This is a genomic window from Psychrobacter sp. PSP (genome assembly GCF_024085615.1).
Taxonomy (GTDB): Bacteria; Pseudomonadota; Gammaproteobacteria; order Pseudomonadales; family Moraxellaceae; genus Psychrobacter; species Psychrobacter pacificensis.
The window spans coordinates 205,542-227,644 of record NZ_JABLTF010000015.1; the positions used below are offsets into that span (position 1 = coordinate 205,542).

At 46.4% G+C, this 22,103-nt stretch carries 32 protein-coding genes and 1 tRNA gene; 29 read left to right on the plus strand and 4 right to left on the minus strand.

Annotated features, from left to right (window positions below):
- Positions 1-31: 31 nt before the first annotated feature.
- The 3 genes from HL061_RS04840 to HL061_RS04850 all read left to right on the plus strand — a co-directional run bounded on the left by HL061_RS04840 (position 32) and on the right by HL061_RS04850 (position 1,766).
- Positions 32-667, plus strand: coding sequence for a DUF3164 family protein (locus HL061_RS04840; protein WP_240366077.1), 636 nt, complete (start codon positions 32-34; stop codon positions 665-667).
- Positions 668-680: 13 nt separating this feature from the next.
- Positions 681-1,043, plus strand: coding sequence for a hypothetical protein (locus HL061_RS04845; RefSeq protein ID WP_071002064.1), 363 nt, complete (start codon positions 681-683; stop codon positions 1,041-1,043).
- Positions 1,044-1,169: 126 nt separating this feature from the next.
- On the plus strand, positions 1,170-1,766 hold the full coding sequence (locus HL061_RS04850; protein ID WP_071002065.1) for a hypothetical protein: 597 nt from the start codon (positions 1,170-1,172) through the stop codon (positions 1,764-1,766).
- Positions 1,767-1,771: 5 nt separating this feature from the next.
- Here the strand turns inward: HL061_RS04850 and HL061_RS04855 are convergent, their stop codons facing one another.
- Both HL061_RS04855 and HL061_RS13975 read right to left on the minus strand, forming a co-directional pair.
- The gene (locus tag HL061_RS04855; RefSeq protein WP_156770973.1) at positions 1,772-1,927 is read right to left on the minus strand and encodes a hypothetical protein; all 156 of its coding nucleotides are present in this window, start codon (positions 1,925-1,927) and stop codon (positions 1,772-1,774) included.
- A 68-nt stretch (positions 1,928-1,995) separates the two neighbouring features.
- The gene (locus HL061_RS13975; protein WP_257785222.1) at positions 1,996-2,130 is read right to left on the minus strand and encodes a hypothetical protein; all 135 of its coding nucleotides are present in this window, start codon (positions 2,128-2,130) and stop codon (positions 1,996-1,998) included.
- Positions 2,131-2,389: 259 nt separating this feature from the next.
- Between HL061_RS13975 and HL061_RS04860 the strand changes: the two genes are divergently transcribed.
- The 11 genes from HL061_RS04860 to HL061_RS04910 all read left to right on the plus strand — a co-directional run bounded on the left by HL061_RS04860 (position 2,390) and on the right by HL061_RS04910 (position 10,671).
- Complete coding sequence (locus HL061_RS04860) at positions 2,390-2,830, plus strand: regulatory protein GemA (protein ID WP_071002066.1); 441 nt, start codon at positions 2,390-2,392, stop codon at positions 2,828-2,830.
- Positions 2,823-3,233 (plus strand): Mor transcription activator family protein, encoded by a 411-nt coding sequence (locus HL061_RS04865; protein WP_071002067.1) that lies wholly within the window; start codon positions 2,823-2,825, stop codon positions 3,231-3,233. Before HL061_RS04860 ends, HL061_RS04865 begins: the two co-directional genes overlap by 8 nt.
- A gap of 314 nt (positions 3,234-3,547) precedes the next feature.
- Positions 3,548-4,198 (plus strand): lysozyme, encoded by a 651-nt coding sequence (locus tag HL061_RS04870; RefSeq protein WP_240366070.1) that lies wholly within the window; start codon positions 3,548-3,550, stop codon positions 4,196-4,198.
- Between the two features lie 99 nt (positions 4,199-4,297).
- Positions 4,298-4,669 carry a hypothetical protein gene (locus tag HL061_RS04875; protein ID WP_071002069.1) on the plus strand — a complete coding sequence of 124 codons (372 nt, stop codon included), beginning with the start codon at positions 4,298-4,300 and terminating at the stop codon, positions 4,667-4,669.
- Positions 4,670-4,873 carry a TraR/DksA C4-type zinc finger protein gene (locus HL061_RS04880; protein WP_252962574.1) on the plus strand — a complete coding sequence of 68 codons (204 nt, stop codon included), beginning with the start codon at positions 4,670-4,672 and terminating at the stop codon, positions 4,871-4,873.
- A complete protein-coding gene (locus HL061_RS04885) occupies positions 4,870-5,193 on the plus strand; it encodes a hypothetical protein (RefSeq protein WP_240366069.1) in 324 nt (107 codons plus the stop codon). Before HL061_RS04880 ends, HL061_RS04885 begins: the two co-directional genes overlap by 4 nt.
- A 9-nt stretch (positions 5,194-5,202) precedes the next feature.
- Entirely contained in the window at positions 5,203-5,514 is a 312-nt protein-coding gene (locus tag HL061_RS04890; RefSeq protein ID WP_071002072.1) for a hypothetical protein, read from the plus strand.
- 3 nt (positions 5,515-5,517) lie between these two features.
- Entirely contained in the window at positions 5,518-6,063 is a 546-nt protein-coding gene (locus HL061_RS04895; protein ID WP_071002073.1) for a phage protein Gp27 family protein, read from the plus strand.
- On the plus strand, positions 6,063-7,640 hold the full coding sequence (locus HL061_RS04900) for a hypothetical protein (protein ID WP_252962575.1): 1,578 nt from the start codon (positions 6,063-6,065) through the stop codon (positions 7,638-7,640). The genes HL061_RS04895 and HL061_RS04900 overlap by 1 nt, the downstream gene beginning before the upstream one ends.
- A gap of 34 nt (positions 7,641-7,674) precedes the next feature.
- Positions 7,675-9,315, plus strand: coding sequence for a DUF935 domain-containing protein (locus HL061_RS04905; RefSeq protein ID WP_252962576.1), 1,641 nt, complete (start codon positions 7,675-7,677; stop codon positions 9,313-9,315).
- Positions 9,316-10,671, plus strand: coding sequence for a phage minor head protein (locus tag HL061_RS04910; RefSeq protein ID WP_071002076.1), 1,356 nt, complete (start codon positions 9,316-9,318; stop codon positions 10,669-10,671).
- Between the two features lies 1 nt (position 10,672).
- On the opposite strand, the gene HL061_RS04915 is transcribed toward HL061_RS04910, so the two are convergent.
- A tRNA-OTHER gene (locus tag HL061_RS04915) sits at positions 10,673-10,768 on the minus strand.
- A gap of 52 nt (positions 10,769-10,820) precedes the next feature.
- Between HL061_RS04915 and HL061_RS04920 the strand changes: the two genes are divergently transcribed.
- The 15 genes from HL061_RS04920 to HL061_RS04990 all read left to right on the plus strand — a co-directional run bounded on the left by HL061_RS04920 (position 10,821) and on the right by HL061_RS04990 (position 21,496).
- Positions 10,821-11,303, plus strand: coding sequence for a phage virion morphogenesis protein (locus HL061_RS04920; protein WP_240366060.1), 483 nt, complete (start codon positions 10,821-10,823; stop codon positions 11,301-11,303).
- A 313-nt stretch (positions 11,304-11,616) separates the two neighbouring features.
- Positions 11,617-12,714, plus strand: coding sequence for a phage protease (locus HL061_RS04925; RefSeq protein ID WP_252962577.1), 1,098 nt, complete (start codon positions 11,617-11,619; stop codon positions 12,712-12,714).
- Positions 12,715-12,759: 45 nt separating this feature from the next.
- Positions 12,760-13,182, plus strand: a complete 423-nt coding sequence (locus tag HL061_RS04930; protein ID WP_240366056.1) for a hypothetical protein — start codon at positions 12,760-12,762, stop codon at positions 13,180-13,182.
- A gap of 52 nt (positions 13,183-13,234) precedes the next feature.
- Positions 13,235-14,143 (plus strand): Mu-like prophage major head subunit gpT family protein, encoded by a 909-nt coding sequence (locus tag HL061_RS04935; protein ID WP_071002079.1) that lies wholly within the window; start codon positions 13,235-13,237, stop codon positions 14,141-14,143.
- Positions 14,144-14,222: 79 nt separating this feature from the next.
- The gene (locus tag HL061_RS04940; RefSeq protein WP_240366055.1) at positions 14,223-14,654 is read left to right on the plus strand and encodes a DUF1320 domain-containing protein; all 432 of its coding nucleotides are present in this window, start codon (positions 14,223-14,225) and stop codon (positions 14,652-14,654) included.
- 8 nt (positions 14,655-14,662) lie between these two features.
- The gene (locus HL061_RS04945) at positions 14,663-15,298 is read left to right on the plus strand and encodes a phage protein Gp37 (protein ID WP_252962578.1); all 636 of its coding nucleotides are present in this window, start codon (positions 14,663-14,665) and stop codon (positions 15,296-15,298) included.
- Between the two features lie 9 nt (positions 15,299-15,307).
- A complete protein-coding gene (locus HL061_RS04950; protein WP_240366054.1) occupies positions 15,308-15,547 on the plus strand; it encodes a hypothetical protein in 240 nt (79 codons plus the stop codon).
- A 35-nt stretch (positions 15,548-15,582) separates the two neighbouring features.
- Entirely contained in the window at positions 15,583-15,954 is a 372-nt protein-coding gene (locus tag HL061_RS04955) for a hypothetical protein (RefSeq protein ID WP_252962579.1), read from the plus strand.
- A 10-nt stretch (positions 15,955-15,964) separates the two neighbouring features.
- On the plus strand, positions 15,965-16,942 hold the full coding sequence (locus HL061_RS04960; RefSeq protein ID WP_252962580.1) for a hypothetical protein: 978 nt from the start codon (positions 15,965-15,967) through the stop codon (positions 16,940-16,942).
- On the plus strand, positions 16,942-17,526 hold the full coding sequence (locus HL061_RS04965; RefSeq protein ID WP_240366052.1) for a hypothetical protein: 585 nt from the start codon (positions 16,942-16,944) through the stop codon (positions 17,524-17,526). The genes HL061_RS04960 and HL061_RS04965 overlap by 1 nt, the downstream gene beginning before the upstream one ends.
- A 12-nt stretch (positions 17,527-17,538) precedes the next feature.
- Positions 17,539-18,339 (plus strand): phage tail protein, encoded by an 801-nt coding sequence (locus HL061_RS04970; RefSeq protein ID WP_252962581.1) that lies wholly within the window; start codon positions 17,539-17,541, stop codon positions 18,337-18,339.
- Between the two features lie 139 nt (positions 18,340-18,478).
- Positions 18,479-18,859 (plus strand): hypothetical protein, encoded by a 381-nt coding sequence (locus HL061_RS04975; RefSeq protein ID WP_071002085.1) that lies wholly within the window; start codon positions 18,479-18,481, stop codon positions 18,857-18,859.
- A gap of 37 nt (positions 18,860-18,896) precedes the next feature.
- Positions 18,897-19,226 (plus strand): hypothetical protein, encoded by a 330-nt coding sequence (locus HL061_RS04980; RefSeq protein ID WP_071002086.1) that lies wholly within the window; start codon positions 18,897-18,899, stop codon positions 19,224-19,226.
- Between the two features lie 17 nt (positions 19,227-19,243).
- Positions 19,244-19,447, plus strand: a complete 204-nt coding sequence (locus HL061_RS04985) for a hypothetical protein (protein ID WP_071002087.1) — start codon at positions 19,244-19,246, stop codon at positions 19,445-19,447.
- A 9-nt stretch (positions 19,448-19,456) separates the two neighbouring features.
- Positions 19,457-21,496: a phage tail tape measure protein gene (locus HL061_RS04990; RefSeq protein ID WP_252962582.1), complete on the plus strand. Its 2,040-nt coding sequence runs from the start codon at positions 19,457-19,459 to the stop codon at positions 21,494-21,496.
- On the opposite strand, the gene HL061_RS04995 is transcribed toward HL061_RS04990, so the two are convergent.
- Positions 21,493-22,098, minus strand: coding sequence for a hypothetical protein (locus HL061_RS04995; protein WP_240366049.1), 606 nt, complete (start codon positions 22,096-22,098; stop codon positions 21,493-21,495). The genes HL061_RS04990 and HL061_RS04995 overlap by 4 nt on opposite strands.
- Between the last annotated feature and the right edge of the window lie 5 nt (positions 22,099-22,103).

Here is a 22,103-nt window from a genome sequence, read left to right on the forward strand (position 1 = left end):
TACAAGACAAATAATCAAAAGGAATCTAATTATGAGTAATCAAACCCAAACCATTACCGATTGTACCGTACCTGAAGGCTATGTCCAAAACGCGAAAGGTCATCTAATCCCCATCGACAAAGTTAAACCCGTCGATAAATTGCGTGACGAAGTTGTCAAAGACATGATCGCTACTGCTTGCGATGTCCGTGCTGTCATGCGTACGGCTAAAAATAAGCTATTTGATAGCTTTAATGATTTTGTCGCACTGTCTGCTCAAGAGTATGACGTGCAGCTGGGCGGAAAAAAAGGTAATACGACTTTGATGAGCTACGACGGCAAATATAAAGTACAAGTCGCCGTCTCTGAAAATATTGTGTTTGATGAGCGTCTACAAGTAGCCAAAAAGCTGATTGATGAATGTCTCACAGATTGGACACAAGATAGCAACGCCAACATCAAAGCGCTGATTAATCAAGCGTTTCAGGTCGATAAAGAAGGTAAGGTTTCGACTGGCCGCGTGCTTGCTCTGCGTAGTCTAGATATCAACGATGCGAAATGGGATCGTGCGATGGATGCCATCAGTGACGCTATTCAAGTGACGGACACCAAAGAGTATATCCGCTTTTATGAGCGTGATGAAAAAGGCGCTTATCATCAAATCTCGCTTGATTTTAGTAATGTCTAGGAGGGCAAAGATTATGGGTAAGTTAAATAAAGAGCAGATTAAGACGTTGAGTAATAAGGAGTTTGTATTAGGTTGTCTCAAGCTTAAATGCGATGGCTACATCATCACTTTGCGAGACGGAATATACAAACGGAGAGTTAGAACAGAACTGTCGGTTAATGGATGGCTTAAGGGGGAATGGCTTATTGAGCCAGATGTACACCCTGAAAGTAAGTTTTATATGCCTTTTGTTCGATACGTGAAAAAAAGTCCACGCAGTAAGAAGAAAGAGAAAGTCGATCTAGGTATGCGTAGACCTGACTTTGCTAGTATCGGTCAAGCACTGCGTCATCTAAACAAAGTCTGTGACAATGTGAGTATAGTTGAAGAAGACTAGAGCACTTAGCCCAATGTATTAAAACCCGCTAATAGATGACTATTAGCGGGTTTTTTATTGCGTCTCATTGTTTAAACTGTGTTCTCAGTATGTGCAATAATACTAGTCAACTATTAGGGGATGCTTATGCAAGAGTTACTACAGTTACCACTACAAGTACAAGCCACGCTTGTTGCTGGTTATATAGGCTATGCCTTACTTAGGCGCGACCATAGGAAAACTGAAAAGCTAGTCGATGTGTGGATGCTTATACTAGTACTGGGTCTGCCAACTGCTCTAACAATTCAGCTATGGGATTCACCATACGCTTATTTTGTCATACCTTCAGGGCTGTTGATTGCATACTTATGGCTGACATGGGGTGAAGAAAAGTGGAGAGATTTTTTATATAAAAGAAATTTGAGTAACACTCTAAGTTTAGGAGACGTATGGAAAACGCTATCTTCACATAAAAAAGTAGGGGCTCTACAAATCAAGCTATACCATAAAGATGGCACTTGTTATGCCTGTAACAACACAGTTGATTTTTCAGGTGAGCCATTTGCACCCTTTACTATGGATGACGATGGAATTGCCTTTTATGTAACGCATATTGCAAAAAAAGATGAAGATTGGGTAGAAGAGGATGATGTCAAGCTAGCAGATGATCTTGGTAGTATGGTTACTTACTTCCCTAGAGAGGACATCAAACTCTTAGAAATGCGCTATGTTAAAACAGCTTAAAAGTATTATTTTTTTGGTTTTTTAAGGGGTGGTAGCGCGCTGGTTGGCGGGGCTGGTCTTTGTCCAATCGCCGCATCCCCTAAAGGTCTGCCAATAGAACCTCCTCGATCAGATTTTATTTTGCGGTCTGAATCAGAACTATTATTACTTGAATTGCCCATAGTTTTGTCCTATTAGTTTTAATGAGTTTATAATAATAGCTAAGTTTACTACTAGTAATGTAAGTACCCTATTTTTTAGGTTTTTTAAGTTTTGGCATTTCACTAGAAGGAGGCGGTGGTTGCTGTCCCTTATTGCTTAATGGCCACGAACCTTTGTCAGATCTAATCTCACGATTTGGGTTATTTTTGTTTTCATCACTCATAGTAAGTCCTATTGGTCAATAAAATTAAATGTTAGCCATGCGAGACACTTCATACTTAATTTAGGTTATAAGCTACTGAATGTAAAGACTTAACTTACGCCTACTACATAAACATAAGCACCCGCTATCACGCACCTGATAGCGGTTTTTTTGTGTTTAGAACTAATGTTTAAAATAATTTTGCCTCATAACTCTAAACACGCCCTTTTGGATATAATGACAAATATCTAATAAATCATGTGCTTATGTGAGGTCTGCGATGGCATACTCTCCCCAAAAAAAGAAGATGATGCAGCTCGTGCATATCGGTAAAAATAAGCTGGGGCTGGATGACGGCACATATCGCGAGATGCTGTATCAAGTGACAGGTAAAAATTCAAGCAAAGACTGCACAGCAGCGGCGCTACGTAAGGTCGTTGATCACATGGAGCAGCACGGCTTTACCGTGACACCCGCCAAAAAACATCAGGCCAAAAAGCCAGACGCAGCAGCTGCCAAAAAAGCATTGGTAGATAAGATTGAAGCGTTACTGACAGATGGCGCTAAACCGTGGGAATATGCTGAGTCAATGGCAAAACATATGTACAAAGTTGATGCGCTGACGTTTTGTACACCCCGTCAGCTGCGCGGTATCATCACGGCTTTGACCAAGCACAATCAAAAAATGGCTAAGCTTACGGAGGTGCAAGCTGATGCCTGATCGTCATCATACTAAAACTTATCAGGAACTAGCAATGCTGCTCGGCCAAGAGACTGCTGATCAACTGGTGACAGCGTACCGTGGTCAAGAGTTGCATATTCCTCCCATAAAAAAACTAACAAATAATCATAGGTTAGTGCTGCTGCTAGGTGATGATGTTGCTCGCCGCTTATGCCATTACTGGGGTAACACTACTTTAACGCTACCGATGCAGCTAACGAAAAAAATTAAGCAGCGCAATGCAAGCATTGTAGAGAAGTATAAAGCAGGAGCAACTAGTAATCAGTTGGCGGCAAGGTATTCTATTACAAGTCGTCATGTACGTAAGATTGTGCAACAGCATAATGATGCGCAAGCTAAAGAAGCGTATGCCCGTAGGCAGTACAAGCTGTTTGATTGCTAATATAAGTTACTACCCTGCCGTTAGGGCTGCTATGCAGAGAAGACGGACAGCGTCAGACCAGCGGTGCGCTGCATATAAAAAACACTGGCAGTCGTTGCGTGACAAGCTTCCAAGCTGATCTCCATCACGTGAGATGACCGAGTAGAGCACGAGACGCTTAGAAAAAGCCGTTAGATATTGGCGTATCTAACGGCTTTTTTGTGTCTGCAAATAATTAAAAAACTCGGAACTATTACCCCCGTGTTTTGGGCACTGGCTTTGAGATGATAGGGATATTGCATAACTTTATCTATTATTAATCTGATGAGCTGACTATGACTGAGACTAGACTAACCGAAAAAGCGTTCTTTGATTGGATGCGCTCGCAACAAGATGATGGGCGCTTGAGTCAAACCGAAGTTAATGGTGCTAATGAGTTGCTCGCACTGATCGAACCTGATGAGTTAAAAGCGGTGCTAATCAAAGTTAATGGCTGGTCAGATGGCAAAGAGATGCAGCTATCTGAGGCAGGTATGGCGCTGCTCAATGAGTTTGAGGGTTTTCGGTCTAAGCCGTACCGCGACTCTGTCGGTAAACCAACTATCGGTTGGGGCACGACTTATTACCCCGATGGTACGCCTGTGCGCATGAGTGATAAGCCTGTGACTCGTAAAGAGGCTGCACGTATCAAGCAGGCGGTACTTAACCAAGACTTTAGCCCGGCGGTGAATATGATGTTTGCTGATGAGATTGAGCGCGGGGAAATCACGCAAAATATGTTCGATGCGCTTATCTCACTGGTCTATAACATCGGGGTGATGGGACTAAAAGCCTCAAGCATCTATCGCAATATCAAAGCGGGTCGATTTGAGGCGGCGGCTGATAGCTTCCTCTTGTATAACAAAGGTCGTATCAATGGCAAGTTGGAATATATCCCCGGACTGCATGCCCGTCGTCATAAAGAGCGGGCGCGGTTTTTGGCGTAATACTATGAGCTGTTTTAAGAAACTTAAAAATGTGCTGGCGGTGATTAAGTGGTTTATCAAGCTGCTGGTGCGTTTGGTCAAACTAAATAGAGATAAATCATGATTGATAACTACGAGCAGTATCCGCCGCGCCACTTTGGGACAGATGAGGCAAGCGGCGCAGATGAGAGCCATGTATTAACTATCGATGATCTGCCTAAGCATGATAATGGCTACAAGTCTTTTGATATGACTAAGTTTTTGTCAGATTCGGATTACGGCTCGACCCCGCCAGAAAAGCACTGGTACGAATCAAAGGTCATTTGGTTTAACGCCATTGTCATCGCGGTGGGGCTAGCAACCTCGGCAACGCCTGCGCTTGAACAGTATATGAGTGCTGAGATGTACGGCGTGATTGCTACGTTTGTCGCTTTTATCAATGCGGTGCTAAGGCTAGTCACTGGGCAGCCTATTAAGTCAGGCGGTGTGTAAGTGGGCGATATCATAGACCATGCCAACAAAGCGGCGGCGGTGCATCTGAACGCGGCGCTATCGCATATTAAGACTAAAGCGGCTAATAGCATTACGGTCTGTATCGACTGCGGCGATGCTATCGGCGCCGTGCGTAAAAAGGCTGCGCCGTACGCTATGCGCTGCGCTGAGTGCCAAGGCTACTATGATAAGGACAAAAGATGATAATCGAACTAGAAGCTTATCAAGCGATTGGGCTATTGCTAACGGTGGTAGGGTCAATTTGGGGCGCGGGAAAGGCGTTTTTTGCCCGTTTTGATGCGGCCTTACGTGAGCGTGATGACTCGTTAGAATTATCAATCAGTAATGTGGCAAAACAGGTGCAGCAACAAACCAATGAAGTGCGGCAGATTGAAAGAGACTTTTTGATGTTAAAAGCGGAGCTGCCTGAAAAGTATCTGACCCGCATGGATTTTAACCGTACCTTTACGGTTATCGATGCCAAGCTTGATCGACTATACGCGCTGAACAATCAGCAAAAATAAGGAATAACAATGCCTATTGATATTGAAAAGAGCCGCCGCGAAGGTATGCGCTGGTATCTGTTGGTTGCTATGAACCGTGCTGAACCGCTCGGCTGTGCTGATGCGATGCTAAAGACCATCATGGATGATATCTATGGTGAGGTAACACCAAGCGAGCTACACCAGCAGCTTAGCTATTTAGAAAAGCGCAAGATGGTAGAAATTACTAAAAAACCTGATGGGCATTGGCACGGGCGCTGTACAGCACTTGGTATCGATATCGTTGACTATACCGTGGAATGCCGCGCTGGTATCGCTCGCCCTACTAAATACTGGAGCTAAGCTATGGCACGTGAAAGCGCAGTAGATCAGCTAAGTCCTGAGCATTTGGAACTATTAAAAGTACGCCTTGAGGATTCAGGATTTCAAGACTATCAGCAGCTAACAGACTGGCTGACAGAGCTTGGCTATCAGATCAGCAAATCGTCTGTGCACCGCTTTGGCAAAAAGCATGAGCAAAAGATGCAAGCCGTGTCACTGTCTACGCAAGCCGCCATCTATATGGCTGAGCGCAATCCTGATGATGCGGGAGCGCTATCGTCTACCGTTATTACCATGATGCAGTCAGAGTTTTTTAACGCATTGGTACAACTGCAAAGTTTAGATGATACCGATACTGACCCGATGGTGCGCATGGGTATGTTGTCTAAAATTAGTAAAGGTGTCGCTGAGCTGTCCAAAGCAACGGTCAATCAAAAAAAGCATCAGATTGAAGTACGTGACAAAGCCAATGCTGCTGCTGACAAGGTTGAGCAGCTAGCAAGTAAAGGTGGTCTGAGTGGCAAGGCGGTACAAGAAATACGTAAAGCGATACTAGGGATTGCAGACTGATGACCAAAAAAGAGACGCCGCCATTACTTGATGCCAATACTGATCTGGAAGCACCAGCAGTACTGCTACCGTATCAGCAAAAATGGATAGCAGACGAGTCACAACTTAAGATCGCTGAGAAATCACGGCGTATTGGCCTTACGTGGGCAGAGGCTGCGGACTGTGCTTTGGTTGCGGCATCTGATAAAAAGTCTGGTGGGCAAAATGTCTACTATGTCGGCTATAACCAAGACATGACGATGGAGTTTGTCGAAGCCTGTGCGATGTGGGCGCGCTCGTTTAACTATGCTGCAAGCGAAATTGAGGAAGGTATCTTTGTCGATGAAGATGGCGATAAAGAAATCAAAACTTATACGATCCGATTCCCAAAAGCCAAAAACCGCATCACTGCCCTATCCTCTCGCCCATCTAACTTACGTGGTAAGCAAGGCGTGGTTGTCATCGATGAGGCAGCATTCCATGAAGACTTGGCAGGACTCATCAAAGCGGCACTGGCACTACTCATCTGGGGCGGTAAGGTTCGCATTATCTCAACACATAACGGTGATGAGAATGCTTTTAATGATCTAATCCAAGAAGTACGTGCGCTCAAACGTAGCGGTACGGTGCATAAGACCACGTTTGCGGAGGCGGTCGAGCAAGGGCTGTATAAGCGCGTGTGTCTGCGCTTGGGTCGTGAGTATGATGCTGCTGAGGAAGCCGCGTGGGTAAGCGAGGTCTATAAATTCTATGGCGACGATGCCGAGGAAGAGCTGGACGTTATCCCAGCGCAAGGCTCAGGTCGTTGGCTAACCATGGGACAGCTTGAGAAGCTACAAAATAAAGACAGTAAGGTCATCCGCTTTATCGCGCCTAAAGGCTTTGAGCTGTGGACTGAGGACGCCCGCAACACCCATGTAGATAAGTGGTTAGAAGAAGTTGCCGACCCTGTATTGCTAACGCTTGATAAGACACACCCGCATTACTATGGACTTGATTTTGCGCGTAAACGCGATGCCAGCTCGATGTGGTGGCAGGCGGAGCGCTTGAATATGAGCCGCTACTGTCCGTACGTACTTGAGATGGAAAAGACGCCATACAATCAACAAAAACGCATCTGCATCCATGTGATTGAGCGCACGCCGCGATTTAGCAAGGGCGCTAATGATGCGACGGGTAACGGTGGCTTCTTAGCTGAACAGCTACAAATCAAATTTGGGGCGCATCGTATTGATGCTGTCAATATGTCTGAAGGTTGGTACGCCGAGCATACGCCGCATTTCGGTAAGTGCTTAACGGATGGGACGATTGAGGATATGCCCGCTGATCGTGATATCCGTGACGATCATTTATTGTTTAAGAAAATCAAAGGCGTGGCACGGATACCAGCGGAGCGTACTACCAGTAGTACAGGCAGTAAGCGCCACGGTGATAGTGGTATTGCTCATTTACTCTGTGACTATGCCAGTAAATTTCCTACGCCTGAGCTGGATTGGACACCAGTGCCAATTGATAAATCAGATATGCCACGCGGAATGCGTGACGTGTTTGACAAGCTTGCATCGCTTAGTGGGTTTTTAAGTGCTGGTGGCTGGTAGGTTTTGGTTAACAATATTATTTTAAGGACTTTTAATGTCATTTTATTCAGCACTAAAACAAGCCGCGCCCATCGCCCAAAAGCAGATCAAGCGGCTGCTCGGCTCACAAGTGCAAGCAGCTGACGACCGCGCCCATGTATGGGAGCGTCCAGAGTTGACGCACCCAGCGGTGGGACTAACGCCTGCTAAGTTGCATCAACTATTGACTGGTGCAGAGTCAGGCAATATGAATGATATGTTGGCGCTGTTTGAAGATATGGAAGAGCGTGACGCTCATATCTTTGCTGAGTTGGATAAGCGTAAGCGTAGCCTCCTGTCGCTTGATTGGTACATCAAACCGCCTGAAGGTGCAACGACAGCGGAAAAAGAGCAAGCGGCGACTATTCAGACGCTTATGAGTGCCATTGATAATTTTGATGATGTGATTAAAGATGCACTTGACGCTATCGGTAAGGGTTTCTCCGGTCAAGAGATCAATTGGGTGCGTGATGGGTCAACATGGTACGCCGAGTCCTTGGACTTTGTAATCCCGCAAAAGTTTGTCATCGGTGCAGATCAAAAAACCATCATGCTCGGTAACGGTATCAATGACCCTGAGCCGCTGTGGGATCATGCGTTTTTGATGCACACGCACAAAGCTAAGAGCGGTTATCTGGTACGTGGTGGACTGCATCGAATACTTGCGTGGCCATATGTATTTAAAAATTACTCAGTGCGTGATTTGGCTGAATTTTTAGAAATTTACGGACTGCCAATGCGTCTGGGAACGTATCCTGCTGGCGCTACCGAATCTGAGAAGTTTACCTTGTTACGCGCAGTAATGGAGATCGGACACCGCGCGGCAGGTATCGTGCCAGAAGGTATGAAGATCGACTTTAAAGAAGCCGCGAAAGGCAATAGTGATCCGTTTGAGTCAATGATTAAGTGGTGTGAGCTGTCACAGTCTAAAGCGATCCTGGGCGGTACGCTGACCACTCAAAGCGATGGTAAATCTAGCACCAATGCACTTGGCAATATTCACGAAGTGGCGCGAATTGAAATACGAGATAGTGATGCTAAGCAGCTCGCAGCGTCTATCAGCCGCGATATCGTAGCATCAATGATGCGGTTAAATTATCCGAGCGTCCATCCACGCCGCTACCCTAAGTTTGCGTTTGATCTATCTGAGCCTGAAGATATCACAACATTCAGTGAAGCAATCCCTAAACTGGCTGGTATTAACGGTATGCGGATTGGTGCTGAATGGCTGCACACTAAGCTAAGTATCCCGATGGCTGGTGATGATGAGGCGATCTTAAGCGTGGGTAGTAATGCCACCCCTACCGCCCTTACTGCTGCACTAGCTGCGCATCGAGCTGTACTAGCTGCGCAAGCTGACCCTGTCAAACGTGAGCACGCAAATATTGATACAGCAGAGCGCGGGATCGATAAGGCCACTACGGGTGACGACTGGGACAATAATATTGCTGATATGAGTGCCAAGCTGGGACAAGCGATGGTCGATAAACTATCGGCTGCAACAAGTTATGACGAAGCGCTGGCGCTACTGTCCAATGCTGAGCCAAATCAGGCGGTCGATGAGTTGGCAGCCAATCTTGAACAATACCTATGTGCCGCTGGTCTCTGGGGTAAGTTGCACGCGCAGCCGTTAGAATTGCCCGCTGGGGATGTATAAATGCCTGATTCTAACGCTGCCTCTAATAATATTAATCTGCAAAGCCTGTTTAATCGCCGTCCTGATGATGCTATCCAGTATCTACAAGACAAAAAGCCTCGTGCCAGTATTGATTATCTAGAAGTACAGGGGCGTGCGCACGATCACGCCTTTGTCGTTGCTAAGATGACTGACATGGATATGCTAAAGCAAGTGCAGCAGTCACTGGTCGAAGCCATGGAAGGTGATATGTCATTTAAGCAATGGCAAGCATCTATCGAGCCGATGCTTAAGGAAAAAGGCTGGTGGGGTAAAAAAGATATGACGCTACCTGATGGTAGTGTCAAACCTGTACAGCTGGGTAGTGACTACCGTCTAAAGCGTATTTATGAAACCAATATCAATCAAGCGTATCACAAAGCACGCCGCCACGATGGTGACTACGATATATACCCCTATGCGATGTGGGTATCACGTGGCGATAACCGCGTGCGTCCAAGTCATCAATCACTCAATGGGCAAATATTTCGCCGCGATGACCCTTACTATCAGTCTATTCGTCCGCGCTGTGCTTACGGCTGCCGCTGTGATGAGATATTACTGACTGCTGAGCAAGCCGCGCAGTACGGTGCGCTTGACGGCTATACGATATACGACGATATCAGCCAGTATGTGACCACTGAATCTGTCATCGTACAGGGTACTTATGGGGCTTACACTGCCCCTGTCAATGTCATGCGCTTGCCTAATATGCCTGTATACCGCACAGACGCGGGCTGGGTACATACAGGTGATGCGCTACCGATGCAGCCAATGCTCGATAAAGCAGGTCAAGTACCTGCTTTGCTGGGCGCTAACAGTATGCAAGCTGTACTTGGACGCGCGTCAGTGCTTAGCCGATTTAATGACGATGTAAAAACATGGGTCGATAGTGTTGACCCGACTAGACCAAAGGGTGAGTTTCGACACGTTGGCGTAGTACGTCCTGAGTTTGTACAAAAACTGGCATTTGATAAAGGATTGGCGCTAGAAAACGCGGTTATTACTCTGCATGATCGTATTACGTTGCAGCATTTGGATCGGGCACATAAACGGCATGATCCCAGCTGGGTTGCTAATATTGTGCAGCACTTAAACGCGCCGCATAGCCTCTATTGGGACAATAACAAGCAATCGCCTGTACTGGTCTTTGATGTCGCGCTGGACAAGTACAAGTTGATTGTACATTTGAATGAGCGCATTAAAGGGCGCGACGTGATTGATGCTAAGCAAAACTTTGTGGGCAATGTCATACGCACAATCACTGTAGATACAGCCAATAACCTCAATAATGGCAATAACTATACAAAGCTATTAGACACTGTACTAAATGATTAGGGGCATTGGGTGGGAATTGAACCCACTACACACGGCTTGGTGATTATGCTGATAATCACTAATGCAACCGTCCTCGTACCATTATGAGTACCAATGCTATTGCTAGCGTAACGTCAATCGCTGTCAATATCAACAACTTAGAGCGATATATGACAATATCAACGATATTAATTACAGATGAGCTACAACGGGTACTCAACCAAGCAGCTCGGCAAACCAGCAATACTGCACCGCTGATGCGGACTATACGCGCGCAAATGCTCAGTCAGACGCAGCAAAACTTTCGGATGCAAGGGCGACCAAAGTGGCCTGCCCTATCTCAGGTAACAATTAAAAACTATGAGCGCTTGGGTATTAGTACAGCGGGACTACTTAGGCGCTCTGATTCGCTATACAACAGCATACAGACTTTTAGCGATGCAACGAGCGCGACGATCAGTGCGGGCGGTGGTAACCAATCAGGCGCGTATGCTGCTATACAGCAATGGGGTGGCATGGCAGGCCGTGGCCGCAAAGTTAAGATACCAGCACGTCCTTACATACCGATTGATATCAATGGCTACTTGCAGCCTGAAGCAGAAACGGGCGTCAATCAGGTGCTGATGGCACATTTACGTCGTAGTTTCAGATAGTGCATCAAACATATAGCAATTGAATAGCGTTAGAGGGTCGTTAGATTTACGACTGTCAGGCGCAAAGGATAAAACGCGGTGATTGCTCTACTTATAAATTGAACGCTCCTAAGAGGGCGTTTTTTTGTGCCCACTCAAAAACTCGGAACTGTATCCCCTGAGAAATCAGATATTAATTTGCGATGATAAGACTTTAAGACAACGGCGCTAAAAAAGTAGTACTTTTTTAAACGCGCCTCAGGAGGCGTTATGTAGTGCCGTCATCATCTAAAAACGACTGAGATTAATTAAGACAAACAAAGAATGGAACACTATGTCAAAAACAGCCCCGCCATATATCGCCGCACTATCACTGACTATTGCCAGCGCTACTGGTACGCCTGATGGTTACTTTTTAGTATTCCCTGAAGGGGAGACGAGAAGCGGCGATGGCAGCGGGCGACCACACGAGTGTGATAGCTGGAAATTGAACAGCACGTCTGGTCGCGTTTTGGCACAGATGCTAAACGCGCGCCCGACTGATATGGTCATCGACTATGAGCATCAGACGTTATACACCGAAAAAAATGGTCAGCCAGCACCTGCTGCTGGGTGGTTGGCTGCGGGACAGTTTGAATATGTGGATGGCGTTGGACTGTGCAACCGCGCACCAAATTGGACGACCAGAGCGACACAAGCGATCGCTGGTCGTGAGTACCGCTATAAATCACCAGTCATTGCTTACGATACGGACGGTAATGTCACAAACGTAATGAACGTCGCTATCACCAATCAACCCGCACTGTTAACACTCGATGAGCTGACTGCACTGTCTGCCAAATTTACCCCAAAACAAGATCAGGACAAACCTATGAACCCTTTACTTGCTTATGTTATTGCTGCGCTTGGACTCAAAGAGTCAACGACTGAAGATGAAGCCGTGACTGCCCTATCCGCGCAAGTCGACGACTTTAAAAATAAAGCGACTGATGCCAAAGTCACCATCGATGCGGACAAGCCACTCGCGGCATTGTCTAGTGTGTTTACTAACGTTGCTGAGCCTGACCCAGCTAAGTATGTGCCAGTTAAGACGATGACTGAAACCGTCGCAGCGCTCAATGCACAAATTACCGAGCTGCAAGGTAATCAAGTTGACCCTACTGCTGAGCTATTGACCGCTGCGCTGTCTGATGGGCGTTTATTGCCTGCACAAGAAAAATGGGCACAGTCATATGCCGCATCTGATCCTGCTGGCTTTAAAGCGTTTTTAGATAACGCGCCTGTCATCGCTGCACTTAATCAAAAGCAAACAACTGGCAAACCTGATCCTGTCGCGGGTGGCAAGATCACGGCACTATCCGCTGAGCAAATCGAAGTTGCAAACGGTATGGGTATCTCGCACGCCGATATGATTGCGGAGCTTAACGCTTAAGTAGTTATTCCAAATTGCTAACTTAATTTATTAAAAGGACAAATCATGCTAAATACACCATACCGCGATGGTATCTCATTGCCCTTAATGATTGCTGCTATCACCACTATCACTGAGGGTGAGCTGGTAGCGGTTAATAGTACGGGAGAGGCAGTGCCTGCGACTGATGCAGATGCCAAATACTTGATGGGTCGATCTGAAACGACTGCTAGCCCTGAAGCACCAGCGTCCAATAATACAATCGTGATCACGCGTAATCGTCAGTTTTTACTAAGTAACGATGCGACAAATCCAGTCACTGCCGCTGATATCGGTACTACTGTGGTGCTGACCGCAAAAAATACCGTTGGCAAATTTACTGATGGTGATCCTGCGGCATTGGGTGTCGGTACGCTGATGGGTGTCGATTATAGCGGTAAGGCGTGGGTCGAGATTGGCGGTGCGCCTGTGGGTATACTCGGCGCTTAATCCACACCGCGATACGAATGAATCAAATTAATACTAACATCAAGGACACACTATGAACGTCAATGCACAAACGCTAAATGCTATCGCGGCTGGGCTTAAGAAAGTCTATAACGATACGTTTAATAAGACTGAGAGCTTTCACAAGAAAGTGGCAATGGTCGTGCCAAGCTCTAACTCACAAGAGACCTATGCGTGGCTACAAAATATGCCGCGTATGCGTAAATGGGTCGGCGACAAAGTCATCAATAAATTGTCCAAGCAAGGCTATAGCATCGTCAATGATGACTTTGAAGTAACAGTCGAAGTCAAACGTAATGATATCGAAGACGACAATATTGGTCAGTATAACAATATGAGCCAGCAAGCAGGCTGGTCTGCCAAGCAGTTGCCTGATGAGCTAACCTCTGAGTTAATCAATCAAGGTCAAACCAGTCTATGTTATGACGGCAAGCCGTTCTTTTCGAGTGCTCATCCTGTCACTGTAAACGGTCAAGAAAAAACCATGAGTAACGTACATAACAAAGCGCTGTCTGCTGAGTCTGCTGCTGCTGCAAAAGCCAGCTATGGTATTGGTCGTACTAAGATGCGTTCGCTTACAGATTATGAAGGCCGCAATTTAAAGGTTAAACCAAACCTGCTGATTGTCGGACCTGACCTTGAAGATACTGCGCGCACCTTGCTCACTGCCGATAAATTAGAAAACGGTGATCAAAATATCTACAAAAACACGGCTGAATTGCTGGTCATTGATGATTTAAAAGCTGGTACTTGGTATTTAGAAGACACTTCTATGCCCGTCAAGGCTCTGATTATTCAAGAGCGTAAGAAGCCTGTATTTGTTTCTCAAACTGATTTGAACGCGCCTGATGTATTTTCGCGTGCTGTCTATAAGTTTGGGGCTGAGGCTCGCTACGGCGCGGGTTATGGTTTTTGGCAGCTGATGTTAAAAGGCTACGCGTAAACGCCGAATGTAAAAATCTAACGCCGCTATACAAGGGCTGGCGTTAGACATCGGTATTAATCTAATAACAGGTGATGTAATGGGCAGTTATGCAACGATAGACGCGATGGTTACGCGCTTTGGGCGTGAGGACTTGGTAGAGATTACCGATACCGAAGTGCCCTACACGGGCGAAATCAATGAGTCAAAGCTACAAGCGGCCATTGTCTCTGCCAATTCAGAAGTAGATGCCTACCTTGCTAAGCAAATGAACGTACCTACGGTGCTAGGCTCACCCTTTGTCCAAATGATGGCGTGCGATGTCGCGCGCTATCACGTGGCACTAGGTAATGCACGGGTCAGCGAGCGCGATGAAAAGCGTTATGACTTGGCGGTAAAAAACCTAAAAGCCGTCAACGACGGCAAGATTGGTATTGGCGCTAGCACAAACGAGGTCAACGCAGCACCGAGTATTAATCTTGCACAGATGACCAGCGGACGTCCAAGTGTGTTTGGTAATGGTCTGTACTAAGGAAAATTATGCTGTCTCAAATAGAACAGGCGATCAAAGACACGCTACACGCCTATAACAAGGCGCATGGCGGTGGGTTTGTGCGTGGTATTAAGAGCTACGCGGGCGATTTTGATGCTGAGTCACCTGATGAGTTTGCGCAAGTCGTTGCCTCGTTCCCTGCGATCTGGGTAACGTTCAAATCCTCATCCAAACCTAAAAAGCTGGGCGCAAAAAAGCGAGAGCGTGATTATGTCTTTACGGTGCTTGTCGCTGCTAATTCTGGACGACGTGAGGAAACGAGTCGTCAGGGCGCATTTAAGGCTGATGGGACAATGCTTAATATTGGCAGCTATCAACTTATTGAGCTGGTCGAAAATGCGCTGCTGGGCAACCGTATGGGGCTGGCTATTGATCCGCTGGATGGTGGCGAAATTACGTCACTGTTTAATGCTAAGACCAGTAATCAAGTGGTTAGTGTCTTGGCGTATGACTGGCATACGAGCACCACCGTCTCAGACCCAGACCGTGATGCCGATGTGCCATACATAGAAACGATCAATATGGACTACATTTATTTTGATAAGAACGGCAATGCAGCTGATGACCCTCGTGTACTAGCGTCTGACCAAATTGATTTAACCCCTTTAAATTTAAGAGCTTAAGGAATAACTATGAAAACGCCTGGTATCTATACCGACATCAATACGCAGACGCAGCGGACGGGTCTGCCAACGCAAGATCATCGCATTGTTTTTGTCACTGGCGACACTGCTGCGCCTTCAAATCCCACACCTATTTACGATACAGCATCAGCGGATATTGTGAGCGGTGCTGACTCTAAAGCGGGTCGTATGATGGCGGCTGCTTTGAGTATATCGCAGGGGGTGCGTGTTGAGACGGTGGGAAAGTAACACGGCGGCTATGGGCAAGTAAGCCATACCCAGCTTTGGTTGAAAAAGAAGATGCTTATCAGCCCACAGTTAAGCCGTTAAACATCTCGATTAGACGGATATTAAAAGACACAACGATTGGCAGTGATGCGTATGAATCAACCGTCAAGCCATTAGATATTACCTTTAGAGCACTGTTGCAGAGTAAATTTTTTGACGGTAAAGAATCTTATATAAGTAATGCAAAGCCTTTAAGCGTAGAAATGAAGTCATTGTTAAGAAGCCTTATTATAGAAGATAACAGCACCTACGAAGCCATTGTTAAACCTTTAACGATTAATATCAAAAAAACTTTAATCAGTTACAGCACTGAAAAAGATACCGTTTATACAACTGAAGCTAAACCTCTAAGCATTAAATTAAATTAAGGAGTTATAAATGTTAGCTCAAATGGCAGGTGAGTTTCGCTGCATTGTTAAAAACGCTGATGGGACTACAAAGTTAGACACAGGTTTTCAAAAAAACTTAATACTCAACCAAGGATTAGATTACTTTGGGGGTGGAAATGGCACTGATATGCGTGCTCATTGTTTATTGGGTTCTGGGAATAGTATCCCTGCACCAACTCAAACCTCTTTGGATGATTTCATTGCTGCAAACAATAGTATATTGGCTGTTACTAACTCTCACGACTACGATGCCGATAGAGATGGTGACTTATATAAAAACAGCTCTACTTACACTTATCAATTTTTGAATTTAGAAAGTGTAAATATCTCAGAGATTGGTCTTGCTAGTCAATATGGCAGTGCTACTGAATATTATCTATGCACAAGAGCTTTGATAAAAGATGCAAATGGCGCACCGACTACCATATCAATAAATGAAGGTGAAACTTTACAAGTCCAATATAAAATATGGCGAGTGTTTTCTCTTATTGATAAAACTGGAAAAATCAATCTCACCGATGGGGACGGGGTTTCTACTGAGTACAACTATACAGTTAGGATGGCAGGTGTTGGTGGCACCAGCTTAGGTGGTAGTAATTCATATAAAAATGATGTTGGTCAAGTCATGCGTACCAATGCAGGCAATGCTGGACATGCAATATACAACGGGTCATTAGGTGATTTCACAGCTGGACCTAATGGGTCAAGTATTTGGTATGCAGGCGACTCACGAACGCTGCCAATAGATAACTATGTACAAGGCAGTTATAAGGCCGTTATACGTTGCGCCTTACCTCTTGATGCCGCAAACGGGATTATAAAGACGTTTCTACTGTTAACCAGCATGGGATTCTTCCAAATTGAATACAGTAAAGTCTCAGATAATTCGGGAATTTCAAAAAACAACACTCAAGTTGCTGAGTTGGTATTTGAAGTTAGCTGGGGTCGTTACGAGGGCGAATTGTAATGTTGCCCGACAACACACTGACTGAGCTTGATAGTGCCTCGTTTTTGCCACCTCGCAATAAGTCACAGACAGCGACAAAGTGTTGGGAGCTTGGCGGTATCGCACTATCTGATACCAGTGAACCTATGCAGTACTACTGGTATGGCTATGTCAAAGGCAAAGGTATCTATCTACAGCGTAGCGGTGCTGAGCCAGTCGCAGTCTTAGCGTTTGCAGGTGATGTCACTGAGATGAGCTTTAGCTTTGATCAGAACATGCGTCCAACGATTGCATACGTCGAAAATGGCGTAGCTAAGCTGTATTGGTACGACGCAAGCGCTGCTAAAAACGTGCTGACACTATACCCGAATATCACCAATCCGCGCTTGTCGCTTGATGATAAGCGTAAATTTAATATCGGTAACAGCGACATTATTTTTGCTTATGTGACTGATCACAATCGTCTGTGCTACCGCTTACAGCGCGAGCGTTATGGTGCTGAGCATGTACTTTTAACTGACACAACAAAGTCAGATGATGAACCTTTAAAGCTGAACGTAATCGGTATGAGCACTGCAAATCGATTTTTATTCCTAACCAATTAATAAGGGAAAATTATGGCTGCAATAGAAAACCTAGCCCCACACGGGCACTCAATCATTGCGTTAGATAGCCCAATCATAGACGAAGCGACAGCAAATGCATGGGTTGAACACTTAGATTTTGTATCATCAAAAACTGAGCAAAACGATGCCATTCTTATCGTGCCGTTTGATGATGTAGACGCGGCCACCGCTTTTGCGGCTTATCCTGCGGTTGCGAGCTGCTACCGCATCATTGCAGTCTGCTATCACGGTGCGATTGGCTTTGAGCCTGAGCTGGCAGCCAGTATCGCTGCGACTATCGCAAGCGAGGCTGATCCCGCCCTCCCCTTTAACGGCTGCAAACTGCCCGCGCTGCCTGTGGTCGATGGCAGTCTACGTTTAACCAAAACGCGCATCGAGCAAGCTTTAAATGACGGTGTGGCGATGGTCAACGTCGGTCATGACAGCAAGCCTGAGATTGTGCGATTAATCAGTACGTACCGCACCAATCCAGTGACTGGTCAAGCGGATGATCTCCTGCTGGATATTAATGGTGCGTTGGTGCTGCGCTACGTACGCCGTGACCTACGTGCAGCAGTAGCAGCAAATCCACGCCGCAAAAATACTGATGCGTCTCGTCGGGATTTACGCAGCCTATTTCTTGACCGTTGTCTAAAGATGGATGATGCTGAAATACTTGAGCACGTGGCCGCTACCAAAAATGAGCTGACTGTTATGCAAAGCACTACTGATAAAACAGCGGTAGATGCTCGTATTCCGTCGCATTGGGTGCGCGGTATGCACGTTATTAACACGACATTGGACGTGTACTAAATTCACGCGCTTGGAAATCCTATTTAAAGGATTTCCCTTGCGGAGCTAAAAAAGCAATGCTTTTTTTAAACGCTCCTCAGGTACGCGGTATGCACGTTATTAACACTACGCTAGACGTTTATTAATTTAAGGATAACCCATGAGTGAAGCAGATGTAGTCGGCACAATCGTGCTCACAGTCGACGGTAGAGAGTTTGACTGTGCGAGTGTCAGCCCTAAGTTTGTGACGGGTAAGAAGCCTGTCGCAACAATGAACCGTCAAGGCCGCACCCGCAAAAAAACCAAAACGACAAGCTCTATCACGCTATCAGTAGAAGTCATCATCCCCGAATCAGGTGATATCAATTGGGCAAATATTGAAGACGGTCGTATCACGATTGAGTCGCTGGACGGTGGTCACCGCACGACTTACACAGGCTGTGAGGCAACGGACGTATCAGAGAGTTATAAGCTTGACGGTGAAGCAATGCGCTCAATTGAGATGTTCGCGATGGATAAAATCACTGAGGGCGCGGCGTAAGCGCTGGTCTAAACGTTAATAAAATCAAGGATAAATCATGTCAGCAGAAAAAGAAACTCAGTCCGCGACCACTTTGTGTGAGTTTGTCAAACTGCCTGTCGGCATCCTAGTCGATGGCAAGCGTTATCACGATATTGAGCTAACACCTATCACCGTCGGACAAAGCTATGCGGCGTCTATGAATGCTCGTGAGACAGACTTACAAGTGCTGGTCGATCTCGCCACAATGACACACGTACCTGCGCTGGGTCGTGCGCTCACATATGATGAGCTGGATAGCGCCAGCCGTCAAGACGGACAGCGATTGGAAATTGCGCGCATAGCACTGGAAAAAAAAGAGCGCGAGCAAGCAACCAAGTCCGCCTAGTCGGGCTACTGGTCAAAATGGGCGTGCCCTACGATCAAGCGTGGGGTATGCCCGTCGATATGGCGTTAGATATGCTCGGATTATCGCCTAATGTCACTAAGTCTAAACAACCAGCAAACAATCTAGCGAATCCTGTGTCCACACCACCACCGCCTCCTGCATCCAATGCCGCACCACGTAAATTGGTTGCTGCTCGTCGTAAATCAAAAACCACTACATAGGGCGTTTTTATGTCTACTCAAACCGTTAGTTTACGATTATTGCTGACTGGTAATGCGGCGGGTGAGCTGGGGCGTATTGCCGCGCAGCAGCGCCGTGACACGCGCACGATTAATGATATGCAGCGCATGGGATTGCGTACACAGCAACAAATACGCGATGAGATACGCAATCAAGAGCGCGCTTATCGGCGCTTGCGCACGTCGGGCACAGCATCAGCTAATGACATTCGCCGAGCACACCAACGGATGCGCGAGGAAGTGCGCAGGCTTAATGGTGAGCTGCGCACGTCATCGACATTGATGGGTAAGATGCAGACAGCAGGCGCGGTGGTCGGCGGTGCTGTCGCGGCGGGCGCTATCGTTAATAGTCAAATTAAGCCTGCACGCACGTATGATGAGCAGCTTGCACGTACCTCAGGTACTGCTACCTATGGCAAAGGTATGACGGTGGCAGATCGCAAGCTGGTCAAGGTTGAGCTGGACAAAACCGTGATGTCCGCCGTACGCAGCGGTGGTGGTACACGTGAGGGCGCACTTGAGGCGGCAGATACGCTTATCGCAAGCGGTGCGTATGATTTGGCATCAGTCAAACAAGTGCTGGGTGTCACACAACGTGCGTCGTTTGTATCGGGTGCGACCGCGCCAGACGCTGCCGCTGTGACTTTACAGCTCAAAAACTTTGGATTAGACCCTAATCAGATATCGCTTGGACAAGATATCGCTGTGGCTGGTGGACAATTGGGTGGGTTTGAGTATGACACTATGGCGCAGTACCTCAGCCGCCAATTACCGCTTGCTAAGGCTGCGGGTTATGGGGGAGTTGATGGTCTAAAAAAGATTGTAGCGCTTAATCAGGTTGCTATCAATACGGCTGGTAATCAAGATGAGGCAGGTAACAATGTCGTTAATCTATTGCAGAAAATAAGCTCGCGTGAATTTAGTAAGCAAATAAATAAGCAAATTGAACCACAGGCTGGTGACCCACAACTACCAAAATCACAAGGCGGAGGACTCGACTGGTCGGCGTACGCACGCCAGCAAAAATTACAAGGTGTGGACCAGATTGATGCGTTTGTCAGCTTACTTGAACGCCAACTGGCTGGCGACTCGCAATATCAAGCGCTTAAGAAGCAAGCGGGTAATGCAAAAGGGCAAGAAGCTAAAGCGCTCTATGAACAGATGAGCACAATGCTGGAAGGCTCAAATTTAGGTGAGGTCATCGCTGATAGACAGGCACTAATGGCAGCGCTTGCGATCAGTACTAACGGCTCAGAGAATGAACGTATTAAGTCTGGCTTAGATAACGCAGGTGGTACAGTTGATGGGCTTCATGAACTGTTTAAAGGTGATGAGTGGGCAACGGCAATGGATCGCCAGCAAGAGCAGCTTAATATCAACTATGGTTTATATAAACAGGTCAATGAGCAGCTAAGCGGTTTTAACCAATTGCTTGGCGGCTTTATGGAAAAGCATGAAGGACTAGCGACAGCCGCCTATGGTGCAGGTCTTGCACTAGCGGCGATTGGGGCTGCTGGTACGGTAGGCGGTGCATTGGGAATGGCAGGCGGTGGTGGCGTGGCTGGTGGCCTTGCTGGAGCGGCTAAATTTGCAAAAGTCGGCGGAGCTGTTGCTGCCGCTGGGGCTGTGGGTTATGCGGCTGGCACGGGTATCAATGAGACATTCATTGAGGGCACTGTCGTCGCTGATAAAATAGGAGCGGCTATCGCTCATGTATTAGCAGCAGCTGGTAATAACGAGGCACAGGCGGCTATTGATGCCAATGCTAAATACGATCAGATGATCGCTGAGCAGCAGCAGACAAAACAAAAGCAAGAGCAAATGGTCAATGAGCAAGCACAAACTAAGCAAATACAATCGCAAATGTCTACGCAGCTAGGAATTATGACTGCTCATTTATCTAACATCGCCGCTAAACCTGTACCGACCTTTAACCCAACGATCACTATTGGTGGGCACAGCACCGCCATGAATATGATGGATGAGATTGGTAAGCAAACCAAGCGCGGTAAGTTTGGACCTTATCGTTAAAGCTCTGAGCTGGATTGGATGTTATCTTCACACAAGCCTAACCAGTATTCATAGTCTTTTTCATGGTTTGCTATCGTCTCTAAATTATGACCGTCTTGATGTATAGATTCGCCTCGGTAGTAATGATTTAGAGAAACTAAAGACTGGTAAGCTTGGTCACAACCCATAAAATAGCGCATCTCAGAAGGGTATTCATATTCATTGGCATTCATAGCGTCTATTAACTCACCGCGAATACTAAGTAAGCCTTGAGCGTCTTTATCTTGATAAAGCGCTGCATTTTTGGCGTAATCACTCTTCAAACTAACTAAACGATTATTTGCATAATTGAGTGCCATTTTTGGGTCTGTATGGATGGTGGGGATTGTAGCGGGCGCAGGTTCTTTCGCCACAGACTCTACGACTGCTGCGCTAACTGGCTCTACTGGTAACGTTTGTTCTGTTTGAAAATATCCTGCAACTAACATCCAAACTATCAGAAAAGGCAAACTGATTAACCAACCCATACCTATCGGCTGTTTAGCCTTAATTTTATTTTTTGCTATCCACCATCCACCGATCCAAAGTACCAACCAAATTCCTAAAAGTACATATATGTTCATCTTTA